Origin of the sequence: Rohdeia mirabilis (assembly GCA_007750655.1) — a bacterium.
In the GTDB taxonomy this organism is placed as follows: domain Bacteria; phylum Planctomycetota; class UBA1135; order UBA1135.
Genome location: CP036290.1, coordinates 914456 through 937446 on the forward strand (window position 1 = coordinate 914456; position 22991 = coordinate 937446).

General features: G+C 71.1%; 18 protein-coding genes. 8 read left to right on the forward strand and 10 right to left on the reverse strand.

Features of this window, described 5'->3' with window-relative positions; all coding sequences use genetic code 11:
• Positions 1 to 20: 20 nt before the first annotated feature.
• The 4 genes from miaE to Pla163_RS03355 all read left to right on the forward strand — a co-directional run bounded on the left by miaE (position 21) and on the right by Pla163_RS03355 (position 4637).
• Positions 21 to 632, forward strand: coding sequence for a tRNA isopentenyl-2-thiomethyl-A-37 hydroxylase MiaE (miaE, locus tag Pla163_RS03340; RefSeq protein ID WP_145183548.1), 612 nt, complete (start codon positions 21 to 23; stop codon positions 630 to 632).
• A 79-nt stretch (positions 633 to 711) separates the two neighbouring features.
• Entirely contained in the window at positions 712 to 2334 is a 1623-nt protein-coding gene (locus Pla163_RS03345) for a YhjD/YihY/BrkB family envelope integrity protein (protein ID WP_145183551.1), read from the forward strand.
• Entirely contained in the window at positions 2327 to 3448 is a 1122-nt protein-coding gene (locus tag Pla163_RS03350; protein WP_145183554.1) for a glycosyltransferase, read from the forward strand. The genes Pla163_RS03345 and Pla163_RS03350 overlap by 8 nt, the downstream gene beginning before the upstream one ends.
• 13 nt (positions 3449 to 3461) lie before the next feature.
• Positions 3462 to 4637, forward strand: a complete 1176-nt coding sequence (locus Pla163_RS03355; protein ID WP_419186273.1) for a DUF418 domain-containing protein — start codon at positions 3462 to 3464, stop codon at positions 4635 to 4637.
• On the opposite strand, the gene Pla163_RS03360 is transcribed toward Pla163_RS03355, so the two are convergent.
• Together Pla163_RS03360 and Pla163_RS03365 are read right to left on the reverse strand one after the other, a co-directional pair.
• Complete coding sequence (locus Pla163_RS03360; protein WP_145183560.1) at positions 4621 to 4995, reverse strand: globin domain-containing protein; 375 nt, start codon at positions 4993 to 4995, stop codon at positions 4621 to 4623. The two genes, Pla163_RS03355 and Pla163_RS03360, sit on opposite strands and share 17 nt — an antisense overlap.
• Before the next feature lie 37 nt (positions 4996 to 5032).
• Positions 5033 to 6595: a hypothetical protein gene (locus Pla163_RS03365; RefSeq protein ID WP_145183563.1), complete on the reverse strand. Its 1563-nt coding sequence runs from the start codon at positions 6593 to 6595 to the stop codon at positions 5033 to 5035.
• A gap of 135 nt (positions 6596 to 6730) precedes the next feature.
• On the opposite strand from Pla163_RS03365, the gene Pla163_RS03370 reads away from it, so the two are divergent.
• Positions 6731 to 7180 carry a redoxin domain-containing protein gene (locus Pla163_RS03370; RefSeq protein WP_145183566.1) on the forward strand — a complete coding sequence of 150 codons (450 nt, stop codon included), beginning with the start codon at positions 6731 to 6733 and terminating at the stop codon, positions 7178 to 7180.
• 94 nt (positions 7181 to 7274) lie between these two features.
• On the opposite strand, the gene Pla163_RS03375 is transcribed toward Pla163_RS03370, so the two are convergent.
• Positions 7275 to 11810: a protein kinase domain-containing protein gene (locus Pla163_RS03375; RefSeq protein WP_419186274.1), complete on the reverse strand. Its 4536-nt coding sequence runs from the start codon at positions 11808 to 11810 to the stop codon at positions 7275 to 7277.
• Positions 11811 to 12126: 316 nt separating this feature from the next.
• Here Pla163_RS03375 and Pla163_RS03380 point away from each other — a divergent pair, with 316 nt between their 5' ends.
• Entirely contained in the window at positions 12127 to 14268 is a 2142-nt protein-coding gene (locus tag Pla163_RS03380) for a hypothetical protein (RefSeq protein ID WP_419186275.1), read from the forward strand.
• A gap of 84 nt (positions 14269 to 14352) precedes the next feature.
• On the opposite strand, the gene Pla163_RS03385 is transcribed toward Pla163_RS03380, so the two are convergent.
• Positions 14353 to 15015, reverse strand: a complete 663-nt coding sequence (locus Pla163_RS03385) for a GNAT family N-acetyltransferase (protein ID WP_145183574.1) — start codon at positions 15013 to 15015, stop codon at positions 14353 to 14355.
• Between the two features lie 300 nt (positions 15016 to 15315).
• Between Pla163_RS03385 and Pla163_RS03390 the strand changes: the two genes are divergently transcribed.
• Positions 15316 to 15849 (forward strand): thioredoxin domain-containing protein, encoded by a 534-nt coding sequence (locus Pla163_RS03390; RefSeq protein WP_145183577.1) that lies wholly within the window; start codon positions 15316 to 15318, stop codon positions 15847 to 15849.
• Between the two features lie 23 nt (positions 15850 to 15872).
• On the opposite strand, the gene Pla163_RS03395 is transcribed toward Pla163_RS03390, so the two are convergent.
• From Pla163_RS03395 to Pla163_RS03415, 5 genes are read right to left on the reverse strand one after another with little or no spacing between them, the layout of a single operon-like run.
• Positions 15873 to 16166: a CBU_0592 family membrane protein gene (locus Pla163_RS03395; protein WP_145183580.1), complete on the reverse strand. Its 294-nt coding sequence runs from the start codon at positions 16164 to 16166 to the stop codon at positions 15873 to 15875.
• Positions 16163 to 16477, reverse strand: coding sequence for a CBU_0592 family membrane protein (locus tag Pla163_RS03400; protein WP_145183583.1), 315 nt, complete (start codon positions 16475 to 16477; stop codon positions 16163 to 16165). Before Pla163_RS03400 ends, Pla163_RS03395 begins: the two co-directional genes overlap by 4 nt.
• Positions 16474 to 17442, reverse strand: coding sequence for a homocysteine S-methyltransferase family protein (locus Pla163_RS03405; RefSeq protein WP_145183586.1), 969 nt, complete (start codon positions 17440 to 17442; stop codon positions 16474 to 16476). The genes Pla163_RS03400 and Pla163_RS03405 overlap by 4 nt, the downstream gene beginning before the upstream one ends.
• A gap of 47 nt (positions 17443 to 17489) precedes the next feature.
• A complete protein-coding gene (locus tag Pla163_RS03410) occupies positions 17490 to 17852 on the reverse strand; it encodes a Smr/MutS family protein (RefSeq protein ID WP_145183589.1) in 363 nt (120 codons plus the stop codon).
• Between the two features lie 6 nt (positions 17853 to 17858).
• The gene (locus Pla163_RS03415; protein ID WP_419186276.1) at positions 17859 to 18356 is read right to left on the reverse strand and encodes an FKBP-type peptidyl-prolyl cis-trans isomerase; all 498 of its coding nucleotides are present in this window, start codon (positions 18354 to 18356) and stop codon (positions 17859 to 17861) included.
• Between the two features lie 191 nt (positions 18357 to 18547).
• Between Pla163_RS03415 and Pla163_RS03420 the strand changes: the two genes are divergently transcribed.
• Positions 18548 to 21271, forward strand: coding sequence for a hypothetical protein (locus Pla163_RS03420; protein ID WP_145183595.1), 2724 nt, complete (start codon positions 18548 to 18550; stop codon positions 21269 to 21271).
• 28 nt (positions 21272 to 21299) lie between these two features.
• Here Pla163_RS03420 and Pla163_RS03425 read toward each other — a convergent pair whose 3' ends face one another.
• The gene (locus tag Pla163_RS03425) at positions 21300 to 22970 is read right to left on the reverse strand and encodes a hypothetical protein (RefSeq protein WP_145183598.1); all 1671 of its coding nucleotides are present in this window, start codon (positions 22968 to 22970) and stop codon (positions 21300 to 21302) included.
• Positions 22971 to 22991 lie beyond the last annotated feature (21 nt).

The window sequence follows — 22991 nt, forward strand, 5'->3', positions numbered from 1 at the left end:
GCGGTCGGCGCCCACCAGCGATGATCGAACTCGAGCGACGCACCAGCGTGGAATGGGCCCGCGGCGTGCTCGCCGATCCGGTGGCGCTGCTCGTCGACCACGCCTACTGCGAGCTCGGTGCGGCGGCCTCGGCCCAGGGACTGATCCACCGGCACCCGGACGACCACGAACTGGGTGACCGCATGGCGGCCCTCGCCTGCGAGGAACTCACGCACTTCCGTCAGGTGGTTCGCACCTTGAGCGGACTGGGTGGCCGACTCACCGAACGCACGGCCAATCCCTACGCCGAGCGGCTCGGTCGAACGGCGCGGGCCACGCGCGGCAACGGGCCCTCGTTGCTCGACCATCTGCTGGTCGCGGCGGTCATCGAAGCGCGCAGCTACGAGCGCTTCTGCCTGTTGGCCGAAGTGGCCGACGAGCCCAGCGTCCGCGACCTGTTCGCCGAGCTCGGTCCGTCCGAGCGCGGACACATGACGCTCTTCCCCGAGCTGGCGCGACGGCGTTTCGGCGAGCTCGCGACGTACGGGCGCCTGGGCGAGATCGTCGCGAACGAGGCGCGGATCCTGGCCGAGCTCGACTTCGCTCCGCGCGTACACTCGGGCGAGCCGGTCGCCAGCGCGGCGCCCCGTTGACGTCCGACCCGCGCGAGCGCGCGGCCGCTCGCCACGCCCCGCCGTCTCCTCGACCGCGCCGACCTTCCCCCGCACGCCCGTGAGCTCCCTCCTCGAACGCGCCGACGCCTACTTCCGCCGCGAACTGTGGCGCAGCGATCTGGCGGACGAACCCTTCTGGCGCGCCTGGCCGCTGCACGTCCTGCGCTGTCTGTCGATGGCGGTCGAACGCGGCATCGCGCACCAGCTGCCGATCCGTGCCTCGGCCCTGACGTTCATCACGGTGCTCTCGCTCGTGCCGTCGCTCGCGTTCGTGTTCTCCGTGGCGAAGAGCCTCGGCGCCTACGAACAGGTGCGGACCCAGGTGGTCGATCCGTTCCTCTCGGAGATGTTCGTCGCCGAGAGCGCGAAGGCTCCGCGGGCGGTGGAGTCCGACGGCGGAACGGGAGTGGCGGCGAGCGGAGCCGAGAACCAGGACGAAGCGGTCGACGGAGGCCTCGAGGACGGTGCGCCGGCCGATGTCGACTCGCAGGATCCGGCGCGCGACACCGAGGTCCCCGCTGGCGCCGACGGGCCCACCGACCAGGAGGTCGAGCCTTCCCCCGGTGCGCAGCCCAAGCTCGAGGACAACGCGGCCGAAGCGGCGGTGGTCGTGGAGGAGAGCGAGCAGCAGCTGCGCGTCGCGATCGAGAAGGTGCTCGAGTTCGTCGAGAAGACGGACGTGAAGCGGCTCGGCGCACTCGGATTCCTGGTCGTCGTGTACGCCGTGATTCGTCTGCTCGGTGGCGTCGAGGCGGCGCTGAACCTGATCTGGAGCGTCGACCGACCGCGCCGCTTCATCCGCAAGGTGACCGACTACCTGGCGATCGTGATCGTCACGCCGATGCTCGCGGGTCTCGCGCTGACGTCGGGCGCCGCACTCAGCACGACCGACAGCGCGGCGATGGTCTATCTGCGCGACGATCTCGGGCTCGCGCACCTGGTGGTCTGGTTCGACCTCGTCCTGCCGCTCCTCAGCATGTGGGTCGTGTTCACGCTGATCTACATCCTGATGCCGAACACGCGCGTGAAGCTGCGGTCGGCCCTCTTCGGCGGACTGGCCGCGGCGTTGTTGTGGACGGTGATGCTCGAGCTGTACGTGAAGTCGCAGGTCGGAATGGCCAGTTACAACGCGCTCTACGCCAGTTTCGCGGCCTTCCCGATCTTCCTCCTGTGGCTGTGGTTCTCGTGGCTCGTCGTCCTCGCCGGCGCGGAGGTCGGGTACGCCGACCAGCACGCGCGCGCCTATCGCCGCCAGGCCCTGGCCGAGACGGGCAACCGCGCCTGGTTCGAGCTGAACATCCTGCGCGCCGTCGGTCGGATCGTCGGTGCGTTCCAGGTCGGCAAGGCGCCGCCGACGCTCGAGTTCCTCGTCGACGATCTCGGGGTGCCCGAGTCGGAACTCGAGTCGGGGCTCGTGCGACTCGAACGCGCCGGACTCCTGTTGCGCTCGCGCACCGGCGAGGACTCGGCCTTCGCCCTGGCGCGCCCGGCCGAGGACGTCTCCGTGCACGAGGCCCTGCAGATGCTGCGCGGCGACGCCGAGGCCGGCCTGCCGAACGGGTCGAAGGACGAGCTCGATTCCCGTCTGCGCGAGGCGTACCTGAACGCGGTTCGCGCCGGCGGTGAGTCGCGGAGTCTGGCCGACGTGGCGAAGGCGGCGCGGACCGAACCCGATGCCTGAGCGCGCGGTCCTCGGCCTCGACTACTTCGCGGCCGCCACGCACGCCCCGGGCATCGGTCGCTACGGCCGCGAACTCGTGCGCGCCTGGCTGCGGTGCGACGACGAGCTCGGCTCCCTGAAGCTCTTCGAAGCGGGCGGTCGAGCGCCGCGACTGCCGGACGCCATGCTCGGACTCGACGGGCCCGACGTGCGGCGTTCCGTCGAGCGCCACGTTCGCTGGGCACTGCCGCGGCGCGCGACCGACGGCTTCGCGCGCGTGCTCGGCGTCGAGCGCCTGCTCGGCGGCTGCGACGTGTTCCTGCGTTCGCGACCGGCGGCGCCCGCGTGTCGCCGCGCCGCGAGTCTGTGGCCGGTGTCGCAGTGGCCGGGTCCGAACGACGAATCGGCCCGCATCCGCTTCGCGAGCGAGCTGGCCGCGAACGACCACTTGATCGTGTTCGCGCGCGCAGCGGCCGAGCGGCTCGTCGAGCAGTTCGGCGTCGCGCGCGACCGCGTCCACGTCACGCCGGTCGGCGCCGACCACTGGCGTCGGGACGCGGAAGTCCTGGACGTGCCCACGTCCCCGCGCACGCTGCTCGCGCTCGGCGCCGTCGAGGATCGCCGCTGGCCGACCGCGCTGCTCGAGGCTTTCGAACGCCTGCGCGAATCCGGCGCGGTCGAACGCCTGCTGTTGGTCGGGCGGCCCGGAACGGGGGCGGGGACGTTCGAGCGGCGCCTCGGCTTCTCCTCGGCCCGCAGCCACGTGGAGTGGATCACCGTACCGGTCGAGAGCGACCTGCCGCGGATCGTGAGCGCTGCGGCGGCGCTCGTCCACGTCGGGCAGGGCGAGGCCACGGCCGTCACACCGCTCGAAGCCCTGTCGTTCGGCGTCCCCGCCGTCGTCAGCGACGTGCCCGAGATGCGCGAGTGTCTCGGCGACCGGGTCGAGTACCTCGATGCCGACGTGCGCGACCGCAAGCGCGGTGAAGCGCTCGCGGCCGCGGTCGAACGCGCGCTCGCGACGGCCGACGATCCGTCCGCCCGCGCCGCCCGTCGCGCGTTGGCCGAGCGCTCGACCTGGGACGCGGTCGCGCGCGCCACGTCGAGTGTGGTGGCGCGGATCGCGGGGCGTTGAGAGCCGTGCGGCGATGAGTTCAGACACACCCTCGACCCGTTCCACCACTCCCGGTGAGACGGCGTGCAGCGACCACGAACGCAGGTCGCCCGCAGTGCGTCCGGCGCCGGCTCCCGCGAACGGGCGCGCGATCGGCCTCGACGTGGCGCGGGCCCTGGCGATCGCGGGAATGGTGCTCGTCAACTTCGAGCTCTCCCTGACGAAGAGCGCCGAGCCGAGCTGGTTGGCCGCGCTCACGAGCCTCGTCCAGGGCCGCGCCAGCGCGCTCTTCGTGATCCTTGCGGGCTTCGGCATCCAGCTGATGGCCACGGCCCAGGGCGATCTCCGCCGCACGCGCGTCGTCGTACTGCGGCGCGCGCTGTTCCTGGCCGCGATCGGCTACGCCTTCCTGCCGCTCTGGCCGGCCGACATCCTTCACTTCTACGCGCTGTACTTCGTCGTCGGAGCAGTGGCGCTCGGACGGAGCGCGCGCGGGCTGTGGATCGGCGCGACGATCGTCGTCGTCGGGTTCCTCGTGTTCGGCCTTCCGGTCTACGACCGCGGCTGGAACTTCGAAACGCTCGAGTACGCGGGGCTGTGGACCCTCGAGGGCAGTCTGCGGAACCTGTTCCTCAACGGCTTCCACCCGGTTCTGCCCTGGAGCGCGTTCCTGTTGTGGGGGATGTGGCTCGCGCGTCGCTACCGCTCGGGAGCGCTGCGAGGCCCACGCCCGATCGTCGTCGGCGCGGCCGTCGCGGTCGTCGTCGAACTCGTGTCCCGCGGACTGATCGCGGCGGCGGCGGGGGACGACGACCTCGCAGCGCTCGTCGGCACGGCGTCGATCCCGCCGGTCCCGGGATACATGTTCGCCGCCGGAGCCACCGCGACCGCCGTCCTGCTCGGCTGCCTGTACCTCGTCGACGAACGCGACGCGCTGCCGCACCGGGTCCTGCGGCCACTCGCGCACACGGGGCAGCTCGCGCTGACGCTCTACGTCGCGCACGTCGTGGTCGGGATCGGCGCCTTCCACGAGACGGGTGCCGACCTGACGCTGCCCGAGACCGTGGCCTGGTGGGCCGGGTTCTGCGTTCTGGCCGCCGCGGCGAGCCACGCCTACCGCACGTTCTTCGCCACGGGCCCGTTCGAGTGGTTGCTGCGACGCGCCGGTGGCCGGTCGAGCCCGCGCGCGCCCGTCAGTCGGCCCGATTGAGGAGGAACGTCGCGACCTGGTCGAAGAACGCGGCCAGGAACTCCGACTCGGGCCCTGGGAGGTCGGCCTCGTCGAGGCTCGCGCGCATGAGTTCGACCCAGCGGTCGCGGTGCGCGCGATCGACGGGATAGGGCGCGTGTCGCATCCGCAGCCGCGGGTGCCCGCGCGCCTCGACGTAGCGCTGGGGCCCGCCGAAGCGACCGACGAGGAAGTCGCGCAGTCGCTGCTCCGCGCCCTCCCAGTCGTCGTCGGGATAGAGCGGCGCCAGCAGGTCGTCCGCGCGCACGCGCGTGTAGAAGCCGGCGACGAGGCGCTCGAAGCCGTCCTCGCCGATGCGTGCGTACAGCTCTTGATCCATGGTGGCGTGTGGACGTCCCGTCGAGCGGTCGTGGCCGTCAGCGCGTGACGCGCGGCCGACTGAAGGCCCATTCGAAGTGCAGGCCGATGACGTCACCGCCGAAGCTGCCGCGATCCGACTCGATGCGGGCCATCTCGGCCGCGACCCACAGGCCCTCCGACGGCGTGAAGCGCCAGCCGGCTCCGACTTCGTGGAACAGTCCCGAACGGTTGTCGACGCCGCCGCCCGCACTGCCCAGTTGGTACTTCAGGTAGAACTGGCCGGTCGACTGCCAGGGCTGCAGCACGTCGAGTCGATAGCGCAGGCCGAGTCCGAGTTCGTGGTAGCCGCCCACGTCGCCGTCCCAGGCCGTGAACGTGTTGATCTCGACGTCGAGGTCCTCGACGATCTGCCGCTGGAGGCCCAGGCCGATCAACTGGAGGCCGTCGTCCAGCTGATTGCCGTTCGCGTCCCGCACGTCGCCCGCGATCGAGATCGACTTGTGGCGCAGCGAGACGATGTACTCGTCGAGCATCGCGTCGTCCTCGGACAGGCCCTCGTCGTAGAAGCGTTCGAGGTCGAAGTCGCGCGACGTCGAGTAGAAGCTCGGCGACCAGCTCGCGGCAGCCTGGAGCGTCCAGCCGTCGAAGTTGCCGTCGATCGCCGTCAGGTAGCCGCCCTTGATGCTCGCGCTCCAGTCGTTCTTCAGCGGGAACTCGAGGCCGGCGTTGATCTGGACCAGCGCGCCGCCGCCCGTGTCGTACCCGCCGCCGCCGCCGGCTCCGACGAGGACTTCCTTGACGCCCCACACGTGCGGGGTGAAGCGCGGGCCCCACTCGCCGATGCCGAACATCACCTGGCGGTAGCCGCCCGCGTCGCCGCCGACGGCCGCGGCGTACTCGATGGGCAGGTAGATGTTGCGACCCAGCGCGTGGTGCGTGCGCACGCCGAGCATCGTGAAGCTGTTGGACTGGCCGAACGAGCGGCGCGTGCCGGAACTCGGGTCGAAGTAGAGCAGCGACGGCTCGAGTCGCAGCGGTTCGCGGTTCAGTTCGGACGGCGCGAGCGGATCGAGCTCGAACGCCGAGTAGTCGCTGGTGAGGAACTGGCGCGTCCCGCTGAAGCCGAGCGCCAGTTGGAGTCCGTCGAGGTCGCCACCGGGGCTCGCGGCGTAGGCCACTTCCATCCGCCAGGCCCAGGCGCGGTTGAGCGGCGCTTCGAGGGCCACGTGCGGCCGCAGCACGAGCCCGTTCCCGTCGTCGCCGAAGTCCGAGCCACCGCCGCCCACGAACAGCGCGGTCTCGAAGGCCCAGTCGTTCTTGAGCGGGAGTCGCCAACCGCCCTCGACCCCGAGCGCGAGGTAGCCGCCGCGATCGCCCCAGACGCCGGCGTAGGCCCCGAGTCCGAGGTAGGCGTCGGGAAAGCGTGAGAGCGGATCGAAGACGTCGTAGTGCAGACCGAGGAGGCCGAGTTCGTCCGTGCCCTGGGGGTCCGCGTGCTCGAGCGACAAGCGCCAGCGCGTCCTCTGGGGGACGAGTTCGAGGTCCTGTGCGGCCGCGGGAGGAGCTGCCGCCGCGAGGAGCAGGCCGAGAAGGAGGAACCACTGCGGAAACGGACGCATCGCTCGGCCATGATAGGCGGAGCCGCCGCCGGTCGGCCCCTTCGGTCGATCGGCGGCGCCCCGCGTCCCCACATTCACCCCTCGTCGGCGCTCCGCCCGGGCACCGACGACCGATCCCAGCGACACGAACCACCCATGGCCATCTCCGTCGGCACCCAAGCCCCCGATTTCACGCTGAAGACCCAGGACGAGCAGGACTGGAAGCTCTCCGACCACAAGGGCAAGAACGTCGTGCTCCTGTGGTACCCGCTGGACTGGAGCCCGACGTGCGAAGGCGAGAACTGCAAGATCTCGGCCGAGCCGCTCCCCGGCGGTGACACGGTCGTCGTGGGCATCAGCCGCGACTCGACCTGGTCGCACAAGGCGTGGAAGGCCTCGAAGGGCATTCGCCACGATCTGCTCGCCGACCCGAAGCTGGACGTCACGGCCCAGTACGACCTGGTCCACCCGGCGAAGTTCATCAGCCACCGCGCGACCGTCGTCGTCGACAAGACCGGAAAGGTCGCGTTCAGCGACGTCCAGGAGTCGACCGGTGACGAGCGCAACTGGGGGCCGATCCACGACGTGCTCGCCAAGCTCGGCTGAGCGCCACGCGACCGTTCGCGGTCATGCGCGGAGCGTCCGGTGCCAGTGCGCCGGACGCTCCGCTGCCGTTCCAGGGCGCGCCGGTCCGACGCCGTCAGCGTTCGAGTTCCTTCCGCAGCTCGTCGCGGAAGCGGCGGCAGACCGCGTCGTTCGACCACAGCGGCAGCCGGACGAGGGCTTCGACCTGGTCGAGGTACTGCGAGGCGCCGCGCAGCTCGCCGCGGGCCACGGCGCAGAGGCCGAGCAACGCCAGCTCTTCCGGTCGCGGCCCGCCGACGTGCTGGCGCGACGACGACTCGATCACCTCGATGGCTTCGTCGATCGCGCCGTTGCGGTAGAGCGCGATACCGAACGTGCGCTGGTAGATCGGGTTCTCCGGGAGCAGCAGGACCGCGACGCGCGCGTAGGCCAGGGCCTGTTCGTACTCGCGCTCGCTGCGATCGGAACTCTGCACGACGGACCAGGCCTCGTCGTGCAGCGGGGCCGGACGCGAACCGAGGAACTTGGCCGCACTGCGTCCCGCCATCTGCATCGGGGACGCGCCGGACAGCAGGTCCGTGAGGTTCGTCCCTTGTCGCGCGAGTCCGTCGAGCAGGTCCACGAGCAGCGGGATCGCGGACTCGGTGTCGCGGTCGACGTCACGGCGCGAGGCGTAGCGTTGCAGCTGGGGTTCGGTCTCGAACAGGCGCAGTTCGCCGTTCGTGTCGAGCGATGCCAGGCGCCGACCGGCCGGGTCGAAGCACGTGTCGACCACGCTTCCCGAGTGGCCGCGCAGCACGAGCAGGCTCTGGTCGAGCTGGCTGCTCCAGATGCGCAGGCTGCCGTCGTCGGAGCCCGAGACGAAACGACCGTCCGCGGCCCCGAGTTCCGTGCGCGTGGGACTCGGGTGGCTCGCGAGAGCGGTGATCGCGCCGTCATGTCCTTCGAGTTCGCGCACCAGGCGACCCGTCTCGACGTCCCACAGGCGCACGACTCCGTCGGGGCCGCCGCTGGCGAGCAACTGTCCCCCGGGCTCGAACGCGACGCTGGTGGCGGCGCGCCGCCCCTCGTCGGTCACGGTGGGGCGCGTGGCGTCGGCCACCACGCCGCTGATCCGCGCCGCCGTCGAGCGCGCGAACGAGCGCGCCAGTTCCTGGCGCACGCGAGCGAACGCCACGTCCGGCGGCGTGAGGACGCGCAGCAGCACCATGTCGCGGGCCTTCCAGATCGAGATCGAACCGTCGACGTGACCGCAGGCCAGGTGGCGCCCGCTCGGCTCGTAGGCCAACCCGACGACCGGTCGATCAAGGCCTTCGAGCGCGCGCGGCGGTCCCAGGGAGGCGGACGTGCTGCTGCCCGGTGAACTGCCGAGCGCGTACACGAACACGCGCGTCTCGCCCGAGCCGTTGGGATCGAAGGCGACGGCCAGGTCACCGAGGCTCGAGAGCGCGCTGGCACGCGGGTCGCCCGACGAGCCCGTCAGTCGGCGCAGCGGTGGACCTCCGGTGGCGGTCGACCAGACCTCGATCGACCAACGCGTGGACCACGGTTCGCTGCCGCGACCGAGGTCCGCGCCCTCGTTCGTGCGGACGACGCCGACCACGTGGTTGCCCGCCGGCAGGGCGTGCAGGCCGGCGATCTCGCGGCCCTCGCCGACCTCGAAGCGCGTGGCCAGGCGCAGGCTCGCCGAGTCCCAGGTCTCGCCGCCTTCCCGCGCACCGACGACCAGCTGCTGGCCGTCGCCGACGAACATCAGCGACCGGGAGCGGCGATCCAGACTGACGTCGAGAGCCTGCACCACGTCGCCCGAAGCGAGTGGCCACGAACGCAACGTGCCGTCGCGCGAGCCGCTGACCATCTGGCCGCGCAGCGCGTCGAAGTCGAGCGCGGACGACGGTCCGTCGTGTCCGCGCAGTTCGAGTCGGCGCTCGCCGGTCTCGAGTTCCCAGACCTCGACCGCGCCGTTCGACGTCCCGACGTAGACGAGGTCGGAGTCGGAGCCGAACGCGGTGCTGACGAGCACACGCTCGCTCGAAGCCTGGTAGAGCTGGATCGTGTTCGGGGCGGTCTCCTGGACCAACAGCTCGCCCGCCGCGGTGCAGACCGAGACGTAGCGCCCCAGGGGATCGAAGCAGATGCCCGTGACCTGGCCGTTCATGATCGCTTCGCCCGTGGTCGCGATCCGACCCGTGCTCGAGTCCAGCACCTGGAACGCGAAGGTGTTCGTCGCGCCGCGCACACCCAGTCCGAGGTCGACCCCGTTCGGGTGCCAGGCCAGCGCCGTCGTCGACTCGAGGTCGGCCCCGAGCGCGACCGTGGACAACGTTCCACGGCGCAGGTCCACGAACTCGACGACCGGTCCGTCCGCTCCGGCCCGACCGATCGCCAGCGTGCGGCCGTCGGGCGACAACGCCGCCACGGATTCGGGCTCGAACTGTCCGTCGCCGGCGAGCACGACCTCGAAGTCCGAGCGTCCGGGACGCACGCGCAGCACGCGTCCCGAGGCGTCGAGGACGACGATCGACGACCCGTCCGGGGCGAAGGCGCAGAACGTCGCGTCGCGGATCGACCAGTGCTCGAGCGCGTCGCCCGAGTCGGCGTCCCACGTGTGCAGCCCGTCGCGCCCGACGGAGGCCATCTGCCCGTCGCTCGACACGTCCACGTCGCGCACGCCGTCGCGGTGCACGGTGGGATCCTCGTACACGCGCAGACTCATGTCGACGCGTTGGAAGAGGTGGTCGTACTCCCAGCCACGCAGGTCTTCGGGGCACATGGCCAGCCGGCGACGCGCCTCCGAGAGGTCGTTGTCGGCGATGCTGGCCTGGACCGCCGAGAGGTTCGCCGCGTAGCTCTGCAGCAGCGCCTGACGTCGTCCTTCGCGCGCGGCCGCGCTCTCGACGAGCAGCTCGGCGGCCGTGCGTTCGGCTTCCGCGAGTGCCGCCTGGGCGACCGCTTCGGCATCGCGCGCCACGCGCTCGGCCTCGCGGGCCTCCACGGTGCTGCGGGCCTCCTTCTCGCTCGCGGAGCGCGCTTCGTCCAGCGCCGCTTCCCTGGCCGCCAGACTGCCCTTGAGCTGCCAGATGAACAGACCCGTGCCCGTGGCGCCGAGCACCAGCGACACGAAGAGGATCGTGGCTGCGAGCAGGTTGCGCCGGATCCACTTGGTGACCTCCGCGCGCAGACTCGTGTCGTAGGCCTTGACGACGCGACCCTCGAGGTAGGCGCGCAGGTCCTCGAGCATGTCGAGCAGCGAGGGATAGCGGTCGGCGGGATCGGCCTGCATCGCCTGCTCGCAGATCGCCACCAGCTCGTCCGGCACGTCCTTCTGCAGCTTGCGGATCGGCGTCGGTTCGGTCTCGAGCACGCGTTCGAGCAGACCCAGTCCGCTCTTGCGCGAGAGCGGGTCGTCGTACGGGCGGTAGCCGGTCAGCAGCTGGTAGAGGATCGTCCCGAACGAGTAGACGTCCGCCAGCGGACCCACGCGCTCGCGTTCACCGCGGGCCTGTTCGGGCGCCATGTAGCCCGGCGTGCCGATGATGTCGCCGTCGAGCGTGGCGTTCGCGCCCTCCGGATCGACCTCGAGCGTACGATCGGTCTGGATGCTCGGTTCGGCCGCCGCCGGCGCACTGGCCGTGCGCGAACGCAGTTCGTCGAGCGCGGCGAACGTGTTGGCCGGGCGACGTTCGGCCTTCTGACTCTCTTCGAGGACGCGCGCGAGTCCCCAGTCCATCACGTAGGTCTCACCGAAACGGCCGACCATGATGTTCTCGGGCTTGATGTCGCGGTGCACGACGTTGCGCGAGTGCGCGAAGGCCACCGCTTCCATCGCCTTGAGGATCGCACCGAGAACACGCGTGCGGTCCCACTGTTGGTCGCCGTCGGCCGTGCGCTGTGAGCCGTGCTGGGGCTGCGGGTGTTCGCCGCGAGCGCGCGCGATGACGCGCCCGAGTTCCTCGCCCTTCACGAGCGGCATCGTGAAGAACAGTCGACCGTCCGCGTCGACGCCGATGTCGTGGACGGGGAGGATGCCGGGGTGGTCGAGTTGGCTCGTGACCTGCGCCTCCTCGAGGAAGCGGCTCAACAGGCGCGAGTCCGGCGGGCGCGTGTCGACGCCTTCGCTGCGGTCGCGCGGCAGGAGCATCGCCTTCATGACGAGCTCGCGGCGCAGGTCGTTGTCCCACACGCGGCGGATCGATCCCATGCCTCCCCGCGCGATCTCGTGGGGCTTCGCGTAGCGCCGCTCGGCCAGTCCGTCGCGTCCGAAGCGCGCGCGGTACTCGCCGGTGGGCCCGCCCGAAGGACGCTTGCCGCGCGGGTCGCCGGAGAGCGAGATGCCCGGGTCGACCGCGTCGCCGAACCGGGTCCGCAGGCGCTCCGCCAGGCCGACGCGATCGAGGCGGTCGAGCAGGGGCGAGAGGCGTTCCCAGGCCGTGCGCACCGCGATCAGACTCTCGCGCTGGCCGGCGTGGCTCTCGATGTGGTGCTCCGCCGCGCGCCGGTCTCCCGAGCGCAGGAGGTCGAGATAGCGCTCGAGGATTGCGGGCTCACCCCCGACACCGACGTGGTCGCCGGCGGTGCCCGAGTCGGCCGAGGCGCGGTCGTCGGGCGTGCTCCGGTCCTGTCCGGGGTCCTGCTGGGGGGGAGGTGTCATGGTGCAAGAGCCGCGACGCGAAGAGGTTGCGTGCCGTGGCGAACCTCGGCGGAGCTTCGCGCAGCGCGACAGCGTCCACGGATGGCGGCGTCGATTGTGCCCGCTCGAGTACGCGCGCGCAGCCCGTCTCGTCGATCCGCTCGCCGGCTTCTCCAACGCGGGGGGAGTCGACCGAGGTAGGCGCACTCGCCTGAGGGGGTACATTTCGGTCCGCCTCTGCGATCACCGTTCGCGACACCCTCTCGGCGATCTCTTCCTCGGCCGCGACTCTCCCCAGGTCCGCGGTCCGCATCCGGGCCCCAGCCCGTCACGTCCCATGACTCGTCCGTTCGCGGCCGTCGCCGCCTTCTTCGCCGCCGTGGCCACCGTCGCCACTTCGTTCTCGGCTCCCGCGCCGATGCCCATCGGCTACCTGACGACGGCGGCGGACTTCGCCGGGCCCGGCACCCAGCCCGGCAGCCTGAACCTCTCGATCGTGCCGTCGACGGGCTGCAAGTTCTGCCACGGCAACTACGACGAGGACGTCGAGCCCTACTCGCTGTGGAACGCGAGCCTGATGGCGCAGTCCGCGCGTGACCCGATGTTCTGGGCCTGCTTGACGGTCTCGGAGCAGGAGGTTCCCGGTGTCGGCGCGAGCTGCCTGCGCTGCCACACGCCCGGTGGTTTCCTCGAGGGCAACGTCACGGCGCCGGGTGGAACGGACGGCAGCCTGCTGACGGACGAGGACTTCGACGGCGTGACCTGCAACGTCTGCCACCGGATGGTCGACCCGGTCGCGAGTCCGGCCAACCCGGCTTCCGACACCGCGATCCTCGCGGCTCTCAGCGGCGCCGGCAACCTGCCGACCGACGCGCACAACGGCTACTACATCGTCGACCCCGACGACGTGCGCCGCGGGCCCTTCGACCTCGGTCAGTTCTTCAACTGGCACCCGGTCGCCGAGTCGCCGTACCACCGCGAGTCGCTGCTCTGCGCCACGTGCCACGACAACTCGAACGCGCTCTACACGCGCGTCGGTGGACCGACGCCGAGCCCGACGGACACCTACGTCTTGAACGCGCTCGGCCAGCCCAGCACCGCGTCCAAGCAGGACCAGTTCCCGCAGCAGCGCACGTACTCGGAGTGGGCCGAGAGCGCGTTCGCCCAGGGCCCGATCAACCTGAACGGCAAGTTCGGCGGCGAGAAGCAGAACGTGGCCTCCTGCCAGGACTGCCACATGCCGGACGCGAACGACATCGCGTGCGCGCCGGGCTTCTCTCCGGTCCAGCGCCCCGACATGCCCCTGCACCACCTGCACGGAGCGAACACGTGGGTCCTCGACGCGGTGCTCGCGCTGGACGCCGAGACCGATCCCGCGAAGCGTCTCTACCCGACGTCCGCGAACTCCGATCTGACGCCCGCTGCGGTCGCCGGAGCCAAGGAGCGCACCGGTCGGATGCTGCGCGACGCGGCGGAGATGGACGTCGAAGTGGACACCAACGGCGATCTCGCCGTGCGCGTGTGGAACGACTCGGGCCACAAGCTGCCCACCGGATTCGTGGAGGGCCGCCGGATCTGGCTCAACGTCCAGTACCTGGACGCGAACTGCAACGTCGTCGACGAGCGCGGCGGCTACGACCTGGTCAATGCCACGCTCGACGAGGTCACGACGAAGGTCTACGAGATCGAGCTCGGTCTCGACGCGGCGGCCGCTGCGGCTAGCGGTGCGCCGGCCGGCGAAGGACAGCACTACATGCTCTCCAACGTCATCGAGAAGGACAACCGCATCCCTCCGCGCGGCTTCACGAACGCGGGTTTCGAAGCGGTCCAGGCGCACCCGGTCGGCGCGACCTACGCGGACGGGCAGTACTGGGACGACACGACCTTCTCCATCCCCGCCGGTGCGACGTCCGCACGCGTGCGTCTCTACTACCAGACGACCGCGAAGGAGTGGGTCGAGTTCCTGCGCGACAGCAACACGACCGATGCGCGCGGTCAGATCGCCTACGACCTGTGGGAGTCCACCGGCAAGAGCGAGCCGTTCCTCATGGAGGAGCGCACGATCGCGTTCGACACGCCGAGCTTCACGATCGACGAGCCCGAGTTCGACGTGTCCGACGGCGGCTTCATCCGCATGCGGACGAACGCCGGTGTGGCCAACGCGGGCAACCTGTTCTGGGTCGTCGGCAGCGCTTCCGGCACCGAGCCGGGCCTGCCGGTCGGTGCGCTGACCCTGCCGCTCGTCTGGGACGCCTACACCCAACAGACGGTGTTCACGCCCAACACGTTCCCGCTCCAGAACTCGTTCGGGACGCTCAACGCCCAAGGTCGTGCGACCACCGCCTTCAAGGGCAACGTGAACCAGTTGGCCGGCTTCGAGGAGATCGTGCTGCACCACGTCGTCGTGGTCATCGATCCCACCGATCCCGCGCTCGTGACCTGGATCAGCTGCCCGGTGCGGCTCGAGCTGCGGCCCTGAACCGAGCGCGAGGGCGACTCAGCTCGCAGCGCCGCAACGGGTCGGCGCCGGTCGTTCGCGACCGGCGCCGACCCGTTCTCGTTCCTACTCGCAGCTCGCGAGCAGTTCGCGACCCAGTCCGTCGAGCGCGCGCACCTTCGCGGTCACGCTCGGGCTCGCGGGGTACTCGGTGGCCATCAACGAGAAGACGCGCGCGTCGTGGAAGCTCGACGGGTCGAGCCCCGGACACACGCTGCGCAGGATCCCGGTGTCCCGGTAGCCGAGCTCGATCGGGATGCCGAGGCTCGCCGTGTTCTCGGGCTGTACGCGGATCTCGATCTTGCGCAGCCCCTGCACCTCGAAGCCGACCTTCGTCAGCGCCGCCGTCGCCTCGCGCCCGTAGCCGCGGCGCACGTGGTCCACGTGGATCCAGTAGCCGATCTCGCGCGCGCCGGGGCCGATGCGGTTGTGCAGACCGGTGCCACCGATCACCGTGCGACCGTCGTCCGCGAAGATGCCGTAGACGTGGTCGGCGTCCAGGTCGAACTGCGCGCGGAAGCGGCGGATCAACGCGTACTTGTCGTCGACCGACTGCGGCTCGAACAGCGCCCACGGCAACCACGGCAACAGGTGCGAGGCGCTGTCGGCGACGGCCACGCGCATGGCGTCCGCGTCGCGGAACTCCCACGGCCGCAGGACGAGCCGCTCCGTCTCGATGCGGTACGCGGTGGTGGAACGGGGCTGGGTGGGGGCGTTGGGCGTGGACATCGTGTTCGCGTGCGAGAGGGATCGTCAGAGGATGCTGGCTGATGGGTCCGTCGCAGGTCCGTGCGCTCGCCGGACCTCCCGCGCCTGGGTTCGCGCGCTCGATCGACGGTCCGTCCCGAGCCCGTTCGGGGCAGCGGCCATCCGCCGCGACTCGCCGCCCGATCTGGCGTCGCGGAGCCACAAGTCGCCTGCGAGAGGGGCCTTGCGCGGCATCGGACGCGCGGTCGCGGCCAGCTCCACGCGCTCCTGATGCGCGCCTGACGAACGGTGATCGGCCGGGCTCGCTAGCATGCCTCCGTCGTGGAACGCACCACCGAGAACCGACCGCCGACCGACGTCCGGGGCCGTGGAACCTCTTCGAACGCCGCAGGCGTCGCGATCGACTCCGTCCACGTCTCGGTCCCCTGCAACCTGTGCGGCGCCGAGAACCGCGTGCCGGACGGTCGCGTCGGGGAACGCGCGCGCTGCGGTCGCTGCCGGAGCGCCTTGATGTCCGGCGCGATCGCGGCCGTCGCCGCGAGTCGACTCGATCGTCTCCTGGCGCACAGCGACCTCGCGATCCTCGTGCAGGTCTGCGGTGAGGGGGTTCCGAAGGAGCGTCTGCTCGACGGCGACCTGCGCGAGTTGGCCCGCACGCTGTGCGGCAGCGCGCTCGTCTATCGCGTGGACGCCCATCGCGAGCCGGCGGTGCTCGACGCCCTCGGCCTGTCCGCCGTGCCGAGCCTCGCGCTGGTCATGGGAGGCCGCGTGCGTTCGCGGGTCAGTGGCGCGCTCGACCGCGAGGCGCTGCTCGAGTGGCTCGCGTCCCAGGCGCTCGACGTGCTGCACGGCTGAGCGAGTCCCGCGCCTGTGATCCGTCAGCGGGTCGCGATGCCGACGAGCGCCACGATCGCGACCACGCCCCACACGGCGTTGAGCCAGACGCTCTGCCAGACCTTGCGTCGCACGCACAGGTAGCCGAGCGCCGCCGAACCGGCGAGGTTGAGTCCGTGGTACATCCAGCCCGTGTCGTCGATGCGGTCGGTGTTGGCCAGCGCGTGGGCGAGCAGGACCGTGACGGTGCCGATCCAACCGAGCACGTCGACGTGCCGTCCCGGTTCGCGGTCGGCTTCGGCGTCAACGGTGGACGGCTGTGCTTCGGTCGCGTTCACGCGGCACCTCCCCACAGGGCGGGGACGGACAGCACCACCCACGCGATCTCCAGCGCGAACGCCGGCCAGGCGCGTTTCGCGGCGCAGATGACGGCGACCATCAGAGCTCCGACCACGTTGATGCCGACGTACTCGAGCGAGCGGGGCTCGAGCCACTCGAAGCTCCGCGCGGCGTAGGCGCCCAACAACAGCGCCATGCCGAGCCAACCGATCCACTCGAGGAGCGGGCGAGGCTTCGGGGCCGTCGCGGCCGGCGTCGCGTGCTCGGCCGCGGGCGCGTCCGCATGGGTGGGGGTCGCGTCGGCGTTCACCCCTCACCTCCGCCGTCGTCGTCGAACTCGTCGTCGTCCTCGTCCGGCAGGACCCAGTGGCGTTCGAGACCCAGGGCGTCCGAGACGCGCGCCAGGTGCCGCGGCGACGTACCGCAACAGCCGCCGAGTGCGACCAGGTCGAAGCGCTCGATCCACGGGGCCACGCGGTCCGCGAACGCCTCGGCGTCGACCGGGAACGTCGAGAGGTCGTCGCCCGCGGGCAGGCCGGCCGTGGGGCTGGCGGCCAACGGACCGCTCCAGTGTTCGCGCAGGGCCGCGAGGTCGCGTTCCGTGTCGTCCGGTCCGCGTCCGCAGTTCGTGCTCAACAGGACGGGCTCGACGCTCCTCGCCCAGGCGGCCACGTCGGCTGCGCTCGCGCCGTCGGCCAGACGTCCGTCGGGTCCGAAGGCCACCGACGCGATCACGGCCAGACCCTCGCGGTCGGCCAGCTCGCGCAGGCTCGCGTACACGACGCGCAGGTGGTCGAGGCGCGTGATCGTCTCGAGCAACAGTCCGTCGACGCCGCCGCCGACCAGTCGTCGCGCCAGTTCGAGCGCGTCGGCCGCGCGTTCGCCCGCCGCGGTCGCGTCCGGCGTCCAACCGGGACCGATCGAGCCGAGGACGCGCGCGTCCGGAACGTCTCCGCGCCAGGCGTCCACCGCTTCGCGTGCGGCCGCCACGGCTGCATCCACCAGGCGATCGCCGCGCTCGGACAGTCCTTGCTGCACGAGGTCCGCGGGCGAGGCGGCGAACGTGTTCGTCGTGATCCAGTGCGAGCCCGCGTCCAGGTAGCTCTCGTGGACGGCGCGCACCTGCTCGGGCCGCGTCAGGTTCAGAGCCAACGGCCCCTTGTCGCCCAAGAGGTCGCGCTTCGGATCGAAGCCGCTGACGAGCAACTGCGTGCCGACGGCGCCGTCGAACAGGCGGGGGGCGAGGTCGAGTTCGCGGGCGAGGTCGAAGGTCATGGGCGCGGATGGTACGCGGAGCGCGTGCCGACACCGCGCGCGGAGCCTCACACCGAGGGCCGCGCCTTCAGTCGCAGACGCAACGCGCCGCCCTTCTGGCTGCGTTCGAATCCCAGCACGCCGCGCTCGCGAGCGTCCTGTGTCCGCGTCCAGTGCTCGACCTTCGTCCGCAGCACGGGCTCGTTGCGTTCGTTGCCCCAGCCGCGGCCGGTCACCACCAGGAGGGCGTCGCTGCCGCGGACGCGCGCGGAGTGCACGGCGAGTGCGAGTCGTCGCAGCGCTTCCTCGGGACGCAGGCCGTGCAGGTCGATCTCGGGGGCCCGATCGCCGCCGTCCGCGTCACCGTCGAAGCCGTCGTCGCTCCCGTCGTCGTGGTCGTTCCCGCGTCGCGCGCGTCGCCGCGAAGGCACCCGCGACTACTCCGCGGGCGCGCCGACGCCCAGGACCTCGATCGTGATCAGGAGGGTCGAGTCGGGCGGAACCTGCCCGGGGATGCCGCCCGCGCCGAACGCCACGTCGGGGGGCAGGCGCAGCGCGCGGCGGCCGCGGTCGCGCAGGCCCTCGAGGCCCTCCGAGAAGCCGGTGATGAACGTGGGCGGCAGGGGCAGGGCCGCTTCCTGACCGCGCACGAACTCGAGCGGCTGGCCACTCTCCTCGGTGTTCTCGATCTGGGTGCCGTCCTCGAGCGTGATGACCAGGTGCATGGTCACCGGCTGGCCCGGCTGGATCACGGCCATCTCCTTCGGCACCGTCAGGTCCTGCACGACCACGCCCGATGGCGTGGTGAACGGTTCGTAGACGGGCGGCTTGCGCGGACCGAACAGGGCGCAGGCGCCAAGGGTCGCGGCGATGACGATCGCGGCGCCACCGAAGGTGCGCTTCGTCAGGATCTGCATCGTGGTGGCCCTGGGCATGGTTCGGTCGGTTCGGCGGGCGGAGATCGGCTCCCCGGCCCGGAAGGGTGGGGCACGCGGGCGGTACGGGGTCGGTGCTCGGCTTCCCCGGCGGGATACCATACGGGCAGGCTGCTGTCCGCGCCGACCCTCTCCCGACGCCCCTCCCGATCCCGATGTCCGACGCGCGCCCCGCGGTCCCCGCCTCCCGCATGGGAGCCCTCTTCGCCACGTCCTGCGGCCTCCTGATGCTCCAGGTGGCGCTGACGAAGGTCTTCAGCGTGGTGCTCTGGTACCACTTCGGGTTCCTCGTGATCTCGATCGCCCTGCTCGGCTTCGCGATGAGCGGGGTCTGGCTGGCGCGCCGGCCGGAGTGGTTGGACGAGAACGGCGCTCGGCGTCTCTGGCGTCCGGCCGCCGTCGCCGCGGTCCTGATCGTCGTCGGCCTGTGGATCGCCCTCCACACGCGCGTCGACGCGATGCACCTGATCGAGGACCGCAACCAGGGCGGACTCCTGGTGGTGATGGCGGTGCTGTTCGCGCCGTTCTTCTTCCTCGGCAAGGCGGTCAGCGCGACCCTCACCGTGCACCGCGCGGAGGCCGGCAAGGTCTACGCCGCGAACCTGCTCGGATCCGGCGCCGGTTGCGGCCTCGCCGTCGTCCTGTTCGACGCGCTGCACCTGTCCGCTTCCGAGGTGGCGATCGCCAGCGGCGGTCTCGTGGCGCTGGGCGCACTGCTCTACGCCCTGGGCACCTCGATCTGGGGCCAGTTCGTCACGGCCGTGCTGTGCGCGGGTTTCGTCGCGCTGGGCGTGTTCGACGGCCTGCGCGATTCGCAGTTCACGCTCTACCCGCCGGACAGCAAGCCGCTCGCGCGCGTGGTGGAGTGGCTCGAGACCAACTCGCCCAGCCGCGTCGAGTTCAAGGCGAGCGCCCCCGGCGGAGCGCGGACCGAACTCATCCACGGCGAGATCACGGAGACCGACACGCCCGGCGTCTTCAGCGCACGCTCCGTGAAGGGCGGCACCGTGGAGGCGCGACTGTTGCCCCCGGAGGAGGCCGATCTCGTCTCGTTCGGCGAGGGGGGCTACGTCAAGGGCGTCCACGGCATCGACGACTTCGTCGACTTCCGCGAGTGGACGTCGCTCAGTCGCGTCGACGTCTTCGACTGGCCGGAGGTCTACGGTGCCTGGGGCCTGTGGGGTCTGTCGTCGAACTACTCGGGTCCGCAGCCGCGTCAGGTCGGGATCACGATCGACACCTGGGCCATGACCAACGTCATGGAGTGGGACCGCACGGACGGTGCCGCGCCGCCGGAGATCGTCGAGTGGCTGCCGGCGAGTCTCGTCCACCGCCTCGTCTCCGACCACGACGTGCTGTGCATCGGCGCGGGCGGCGGCATGGACCTGTTGACCGCCAAACGCTTCGGTGCGAAGAAGATCGTCGGCGTCGAGATCAACCCCAGCGTCGTGAAGGGCGTGCGTGAACAGGCGCTCGACTTCCAGGGGCGCCTGTACGACTGGGACAACGACGGCGACGACGGCACGATCGAGGTGCACGTGGCGGAGGGCCGTCACTGGCTCGAGCGCGACACGACCAAGTACGACATCGTGCAGCTGTCGGGCGTCGACACCGCGTCCACGACCCAGGCCGGCGCGTTCAGCCTGTCGGAGAACTTCCTCTACACGCGCGAGGCGTTCGGCACCTACCTCGAGCACACGAACGACGGCGGATTCGTCACGCTCACGCGCTGGTTCCTCCCGGACTCGGACGGACTGCCGCGCAACACGCTGCGCCTGTTCGTCCTGGCTTGGAACGCACTCCAGGACGCCGGCATCGAGGACCCGTCGCGCCACGTCGTCCTGGTCGAGTCCAACGGCTTCTCGGTCGTCATCTTCTCGCGCACGCCGTTCGCCGCCGAACAACTCGCCAGCCTCGACGAGGCCGGCGCGAAGCTGGGCGTGCGGACGCTGTACCACCCCGATCGCGACAGCGACTACGTGCTGCCCGGCGGCACGGCTTCGAACATCGTCGCCCGTCCGTTCGACGACTACGCCACCGCGCAGGACAAGGTCTCCTGGCTGGCGGCCTATCCCTACGACGTGGCGGCGCCGACGGACGACCGTCCGTTCTTCTTCGAGACCTCGCGCTTCGATCCGAAGTTCGTGACCAACCGCGACTCGTGGATCACGCCGCTCGGTGGGCTCACGAGCCACGCGATCCTCGTGATCCTGCTCCTGGTGCTGACCGCCGTCTCGTGGCTGTTCGTGATCGGCCCGCTGCTGCGGCTGCGGCGCGAGGTGCGCGCCGAAGAAGGCCACCGCGTTCCGCTCGCGCCGCTGCTCGTCTACTTCGGCAGCCTGGGCCTCGGCTTCATCCTGGTCGAGGTGGTGCTGGCGCAGAAGTTCGTGCTGTTCCTCGGCAACCCCGTCTACTCGCTCGCGGTCGTGCTGTTCAGCGTGCTCGTGTTCAGCGGCATCGGCAGCGCCGTCGCGCCGCGCCTCGGCCGCCCCTGGATCGCGCTCGCCATCGTGGCCGCGATCGCCGGCGTCTACCCGCTCGTGCTCGACACGGTGTTCGACCTGACGCTCCAGCTGCCCGACGCCGCGCGCATCGCGGTCAGCGTGGCGTTGCTCGCGCCGCTCGCGTTCTTCATGGGCATGCCCTTCCCGCTCGGGCTCGCGCGACTCGCGGACGCCGACCCGCGCGCCACCGCCTGGGCCTGGGGCATCAACGGCTACACGTCCGTGATCGGCAGCGTCCTCACGATCGTGATCGCGCTGATGGCCGGCTTCACGATGGTCGTGTGGATCGGAGCGGGCGTCTACGTGCTGGCGCTGATCGCGAGCCCGTTCCTCGGCCGCGGCGTCTCCGCGCCCGAGCCCGAATCGTCCGAGGAATCCGTGCCCTGGCGCGACCCGGTCGCCTTCGAGTGACCGGGTCGGCGCCGCACTTCCCGAGCCCTCAGCGGCGCTCGAGGTCGAAGGTGGACTCGTAGGCGAGCGTCGCACTCGCCCCGGCGTCGAGTTCGATGGTCCACTCGATCTGCGAGTGGGGATTCTCCTCGCGGTGCCAGCGCCAGTTCGCACGCTCCGTGCCGGTCCAGTCCGCGTCGCGACCCGGTGAAGCTGACACCCGCGCGTCGCCCTCGGTGACCGTCACCTGGCCGCCGAGCCCGAGTCGCGTGCGCACGCGGATCGTCTCGCCGATGCGGTTCGTGAGCACCAGGCGCCCGGTCACGGCCGCGGCGCCATCCTTGCGATCGAGCGTGGGCAACGACTCCTCCCAGAACTCCGTCTCCAGTCCGAGCGCGAGGTTGAGCGGGACCTCGGCGATGTCGCCCGCCGGCGTGTAGCGCAGGGTTTCCTGGGCCAGCGGGAACGGTCCGTCCTCGAGCGCGCGCACCACCAGCAGCGGTCCGGTCGTCCAGGGCAGAGGGCCGCTATTCGCGAGCGTCAGCCTGTGCCAGGCCTTCGAGCGTCGGTACTCGACGTAGCCGCCGCGATAGGCCGGTTCCCAGCGCTCCGGTGCACCGAAGGCGTCGCGGATCTCGACGCCGTTCTCCGATCCGCGCCGCACGTCGAGGTCGAGCGTGTACAGGTGATCGACGCGCGCCGGCGACGTCGTGGTGCGCAGGAGCGCGCGACCGCCGCGCGCGAGATCGACCGCGCCGAGCGGCAGCCGCGTCAGGTCGCCGTCGGAGGAACTCGGGTTGCGCGATTCGCTCGGCGCGCTCGTCGGAGCACCCGCCCGCAGCGAGTTGTTCGCGAAGTTGCCGATCTGTTGGGACCACTGCTGCTGGGGCTCCGCGTCGCGCGTGCTCGGCGACAGTCCCGAGAGGAAGCTGAGCGAACCGTCTCGCGTGAAGTTCGCCTCACCCGCGACGAGGTGCACCGTGGTCCCTTCGAGGTCCACCAGCTCGTTCTTCAGCTCGTAGGCCACCGTCAGCTCGTCCTCGCCCTCGAGGTCGCCGTCGAGCCGGTAGACGGCGCGCCAGTCGATCCCGCGCGCGAGGAACTGCAGGTCGCAGGTGAACTCACTGTTCGGTTCCGTCGTGAGTTCGAGCGACCAGGCGCCCAGCTCCGTCTCCGCGATCGTGTGCCTCAGATCGCCGCCGCTGATCGACAGCACGTCGCCGAGCGGGAGCGTGCGCGTCGTGCCGTCGGTCTGCCGGAGGACCACGACGCCGGCCGCCTGCACGTTCGGTCGGCCGTAGACGTCGACGCCGCCGGGGTCGCTCACGTGCTGGATGCGGCCGCTGATGAAGCTCGGCACGGCGCTCTGAACGGCGCGCGGCGCCCAGACCAGGACCACGTCGTTCCCGACGTTCGCTTCGAGCGTCTCGAACAGCGTGGCGCACGGTCGGCGCGTGGTGCGCTCCTCCGCGCCGGCCCTGACCTCGCGCGGGGCGCGCGGACCTTCGATCCAGGCTCCGCCCTCGAGCAGCCCCGCGTCGGGCAGTTCGAAGGCCAGGGCGCCGTCGGCGTCGGCGGTCCCGACGAGGCGCATCGAGACGAGCGCGACGCCGTTCTTGTAGGCCTGGACGCGAGTGGCGCGGCCGTCGAGAACGCCGGGTTCGGAGTCGGAGGGCGGGCAGGCGAGTGCGAGAGCACACAGGGCGAGCGAGTGGATCATGGGGGCGGGGTGGGAAGGGGG

What these genes read in the sequence shown, in the direction of transcription:
- Pla163_RS03350 (WP_145183554.1), top strand. Translation starts at nt 2,327, where the DNA reads ATGCCTGAGCGCGCGGTCCTCGGCCTCGACTACTTCGCGGCCGCCACG.
- Pla163_RS03420 (WP_145183595.1), top strand. Translation starts at nt 18,548, where the DNA reads ATGGGAGCCCTCTTCGCCACGTCCTGCGGCCTCCTGATGCTCCAGGTG.
- Pla163_RS03375 (WP_419186274.1), bottom strand. Translation starts at nt 11,810, where the DNA reads ATGACACCTCCCCCCCAGCAGGACCCCGGACAGGACCGGAGCACGCCC.
- Pla163_RS03425 (WP_145183598.1), bottom strand. Translation starts at nt 22,970, where the DNA reads ATGATCCACTCGCTCGCCCTGTGTGCTCTCGCACTCGCCTGCCCGCCC.
- Pla163_RS03355 (WP_419186273.1), top strand. Translation starts at nt 3,462, where the DNA reads ATGAGTTCAGACACACCCTCGACCCGTTCCACCACTCCCGGTGAGACG.
- Pla163_RS03365 (WP_145183563.1), bottom strand. Translation starts at nt 6,595, where the DNA reads ATGCGTCCGTTTCCGCAGTGGTTCCTCCTTCTCGGCCTGCTCCTCGCG.
- Pla163_RS03380 (WP_419186275.1), top strand. Translation starts at nt 12,127, where the DNA reads ATGACTCGTCCGTTCGCGGCCGTCGCCGCCTTCTTCGCCGCCGTGGCC.
- Pla163_RS03405 (WP_145183586.1), bottom strand. Translation starts at nt 17,442, where the DNA reads ATGACCTTCGACCTCGCCCGCGAACTCGACCTCGCCCCCCGCCTGTTC.
- Pla163_RS03415 (WP_419186276.1), bottom strand. Translation starts at nt 18,356, where the DNA reads ATGCCCAGGGCCACCACGATGCAGATCCTGACGAAGCGCACCTTCGGT.
- Pla163_RS03385 (WP_145183574.1), bottom strand. Translation starts at nt 15,015, where the DNA reads ATGTCCACGCCCAACGCCCCCACCCAGCCCCGTTCCACCACCGCGTAC.
- miaE (WP_145183548.1), top strand. Translation starts at nt 21, where the DNA reads ATGATCGAACTCGAGCGACGCACCAGCGTGGAATGGGCCCGCGGCGTG.
- Pla163_RS03360 (WP_145183560.1), bottom strand. Translation starts at nt 4,995, where the DNA reads ATGGATCAAGAGCTGTACGCACGCATCGGCGAGGACGGCTTCGAGCGC.
- Pla163_RS03370 (WP_145183566.1), top strand. Translation starts at nt 6,731, where the DNA reads ATGGCCATCTCCGTCGGCACCCAAGCCCCCGATTTCACGCTGAAGACC.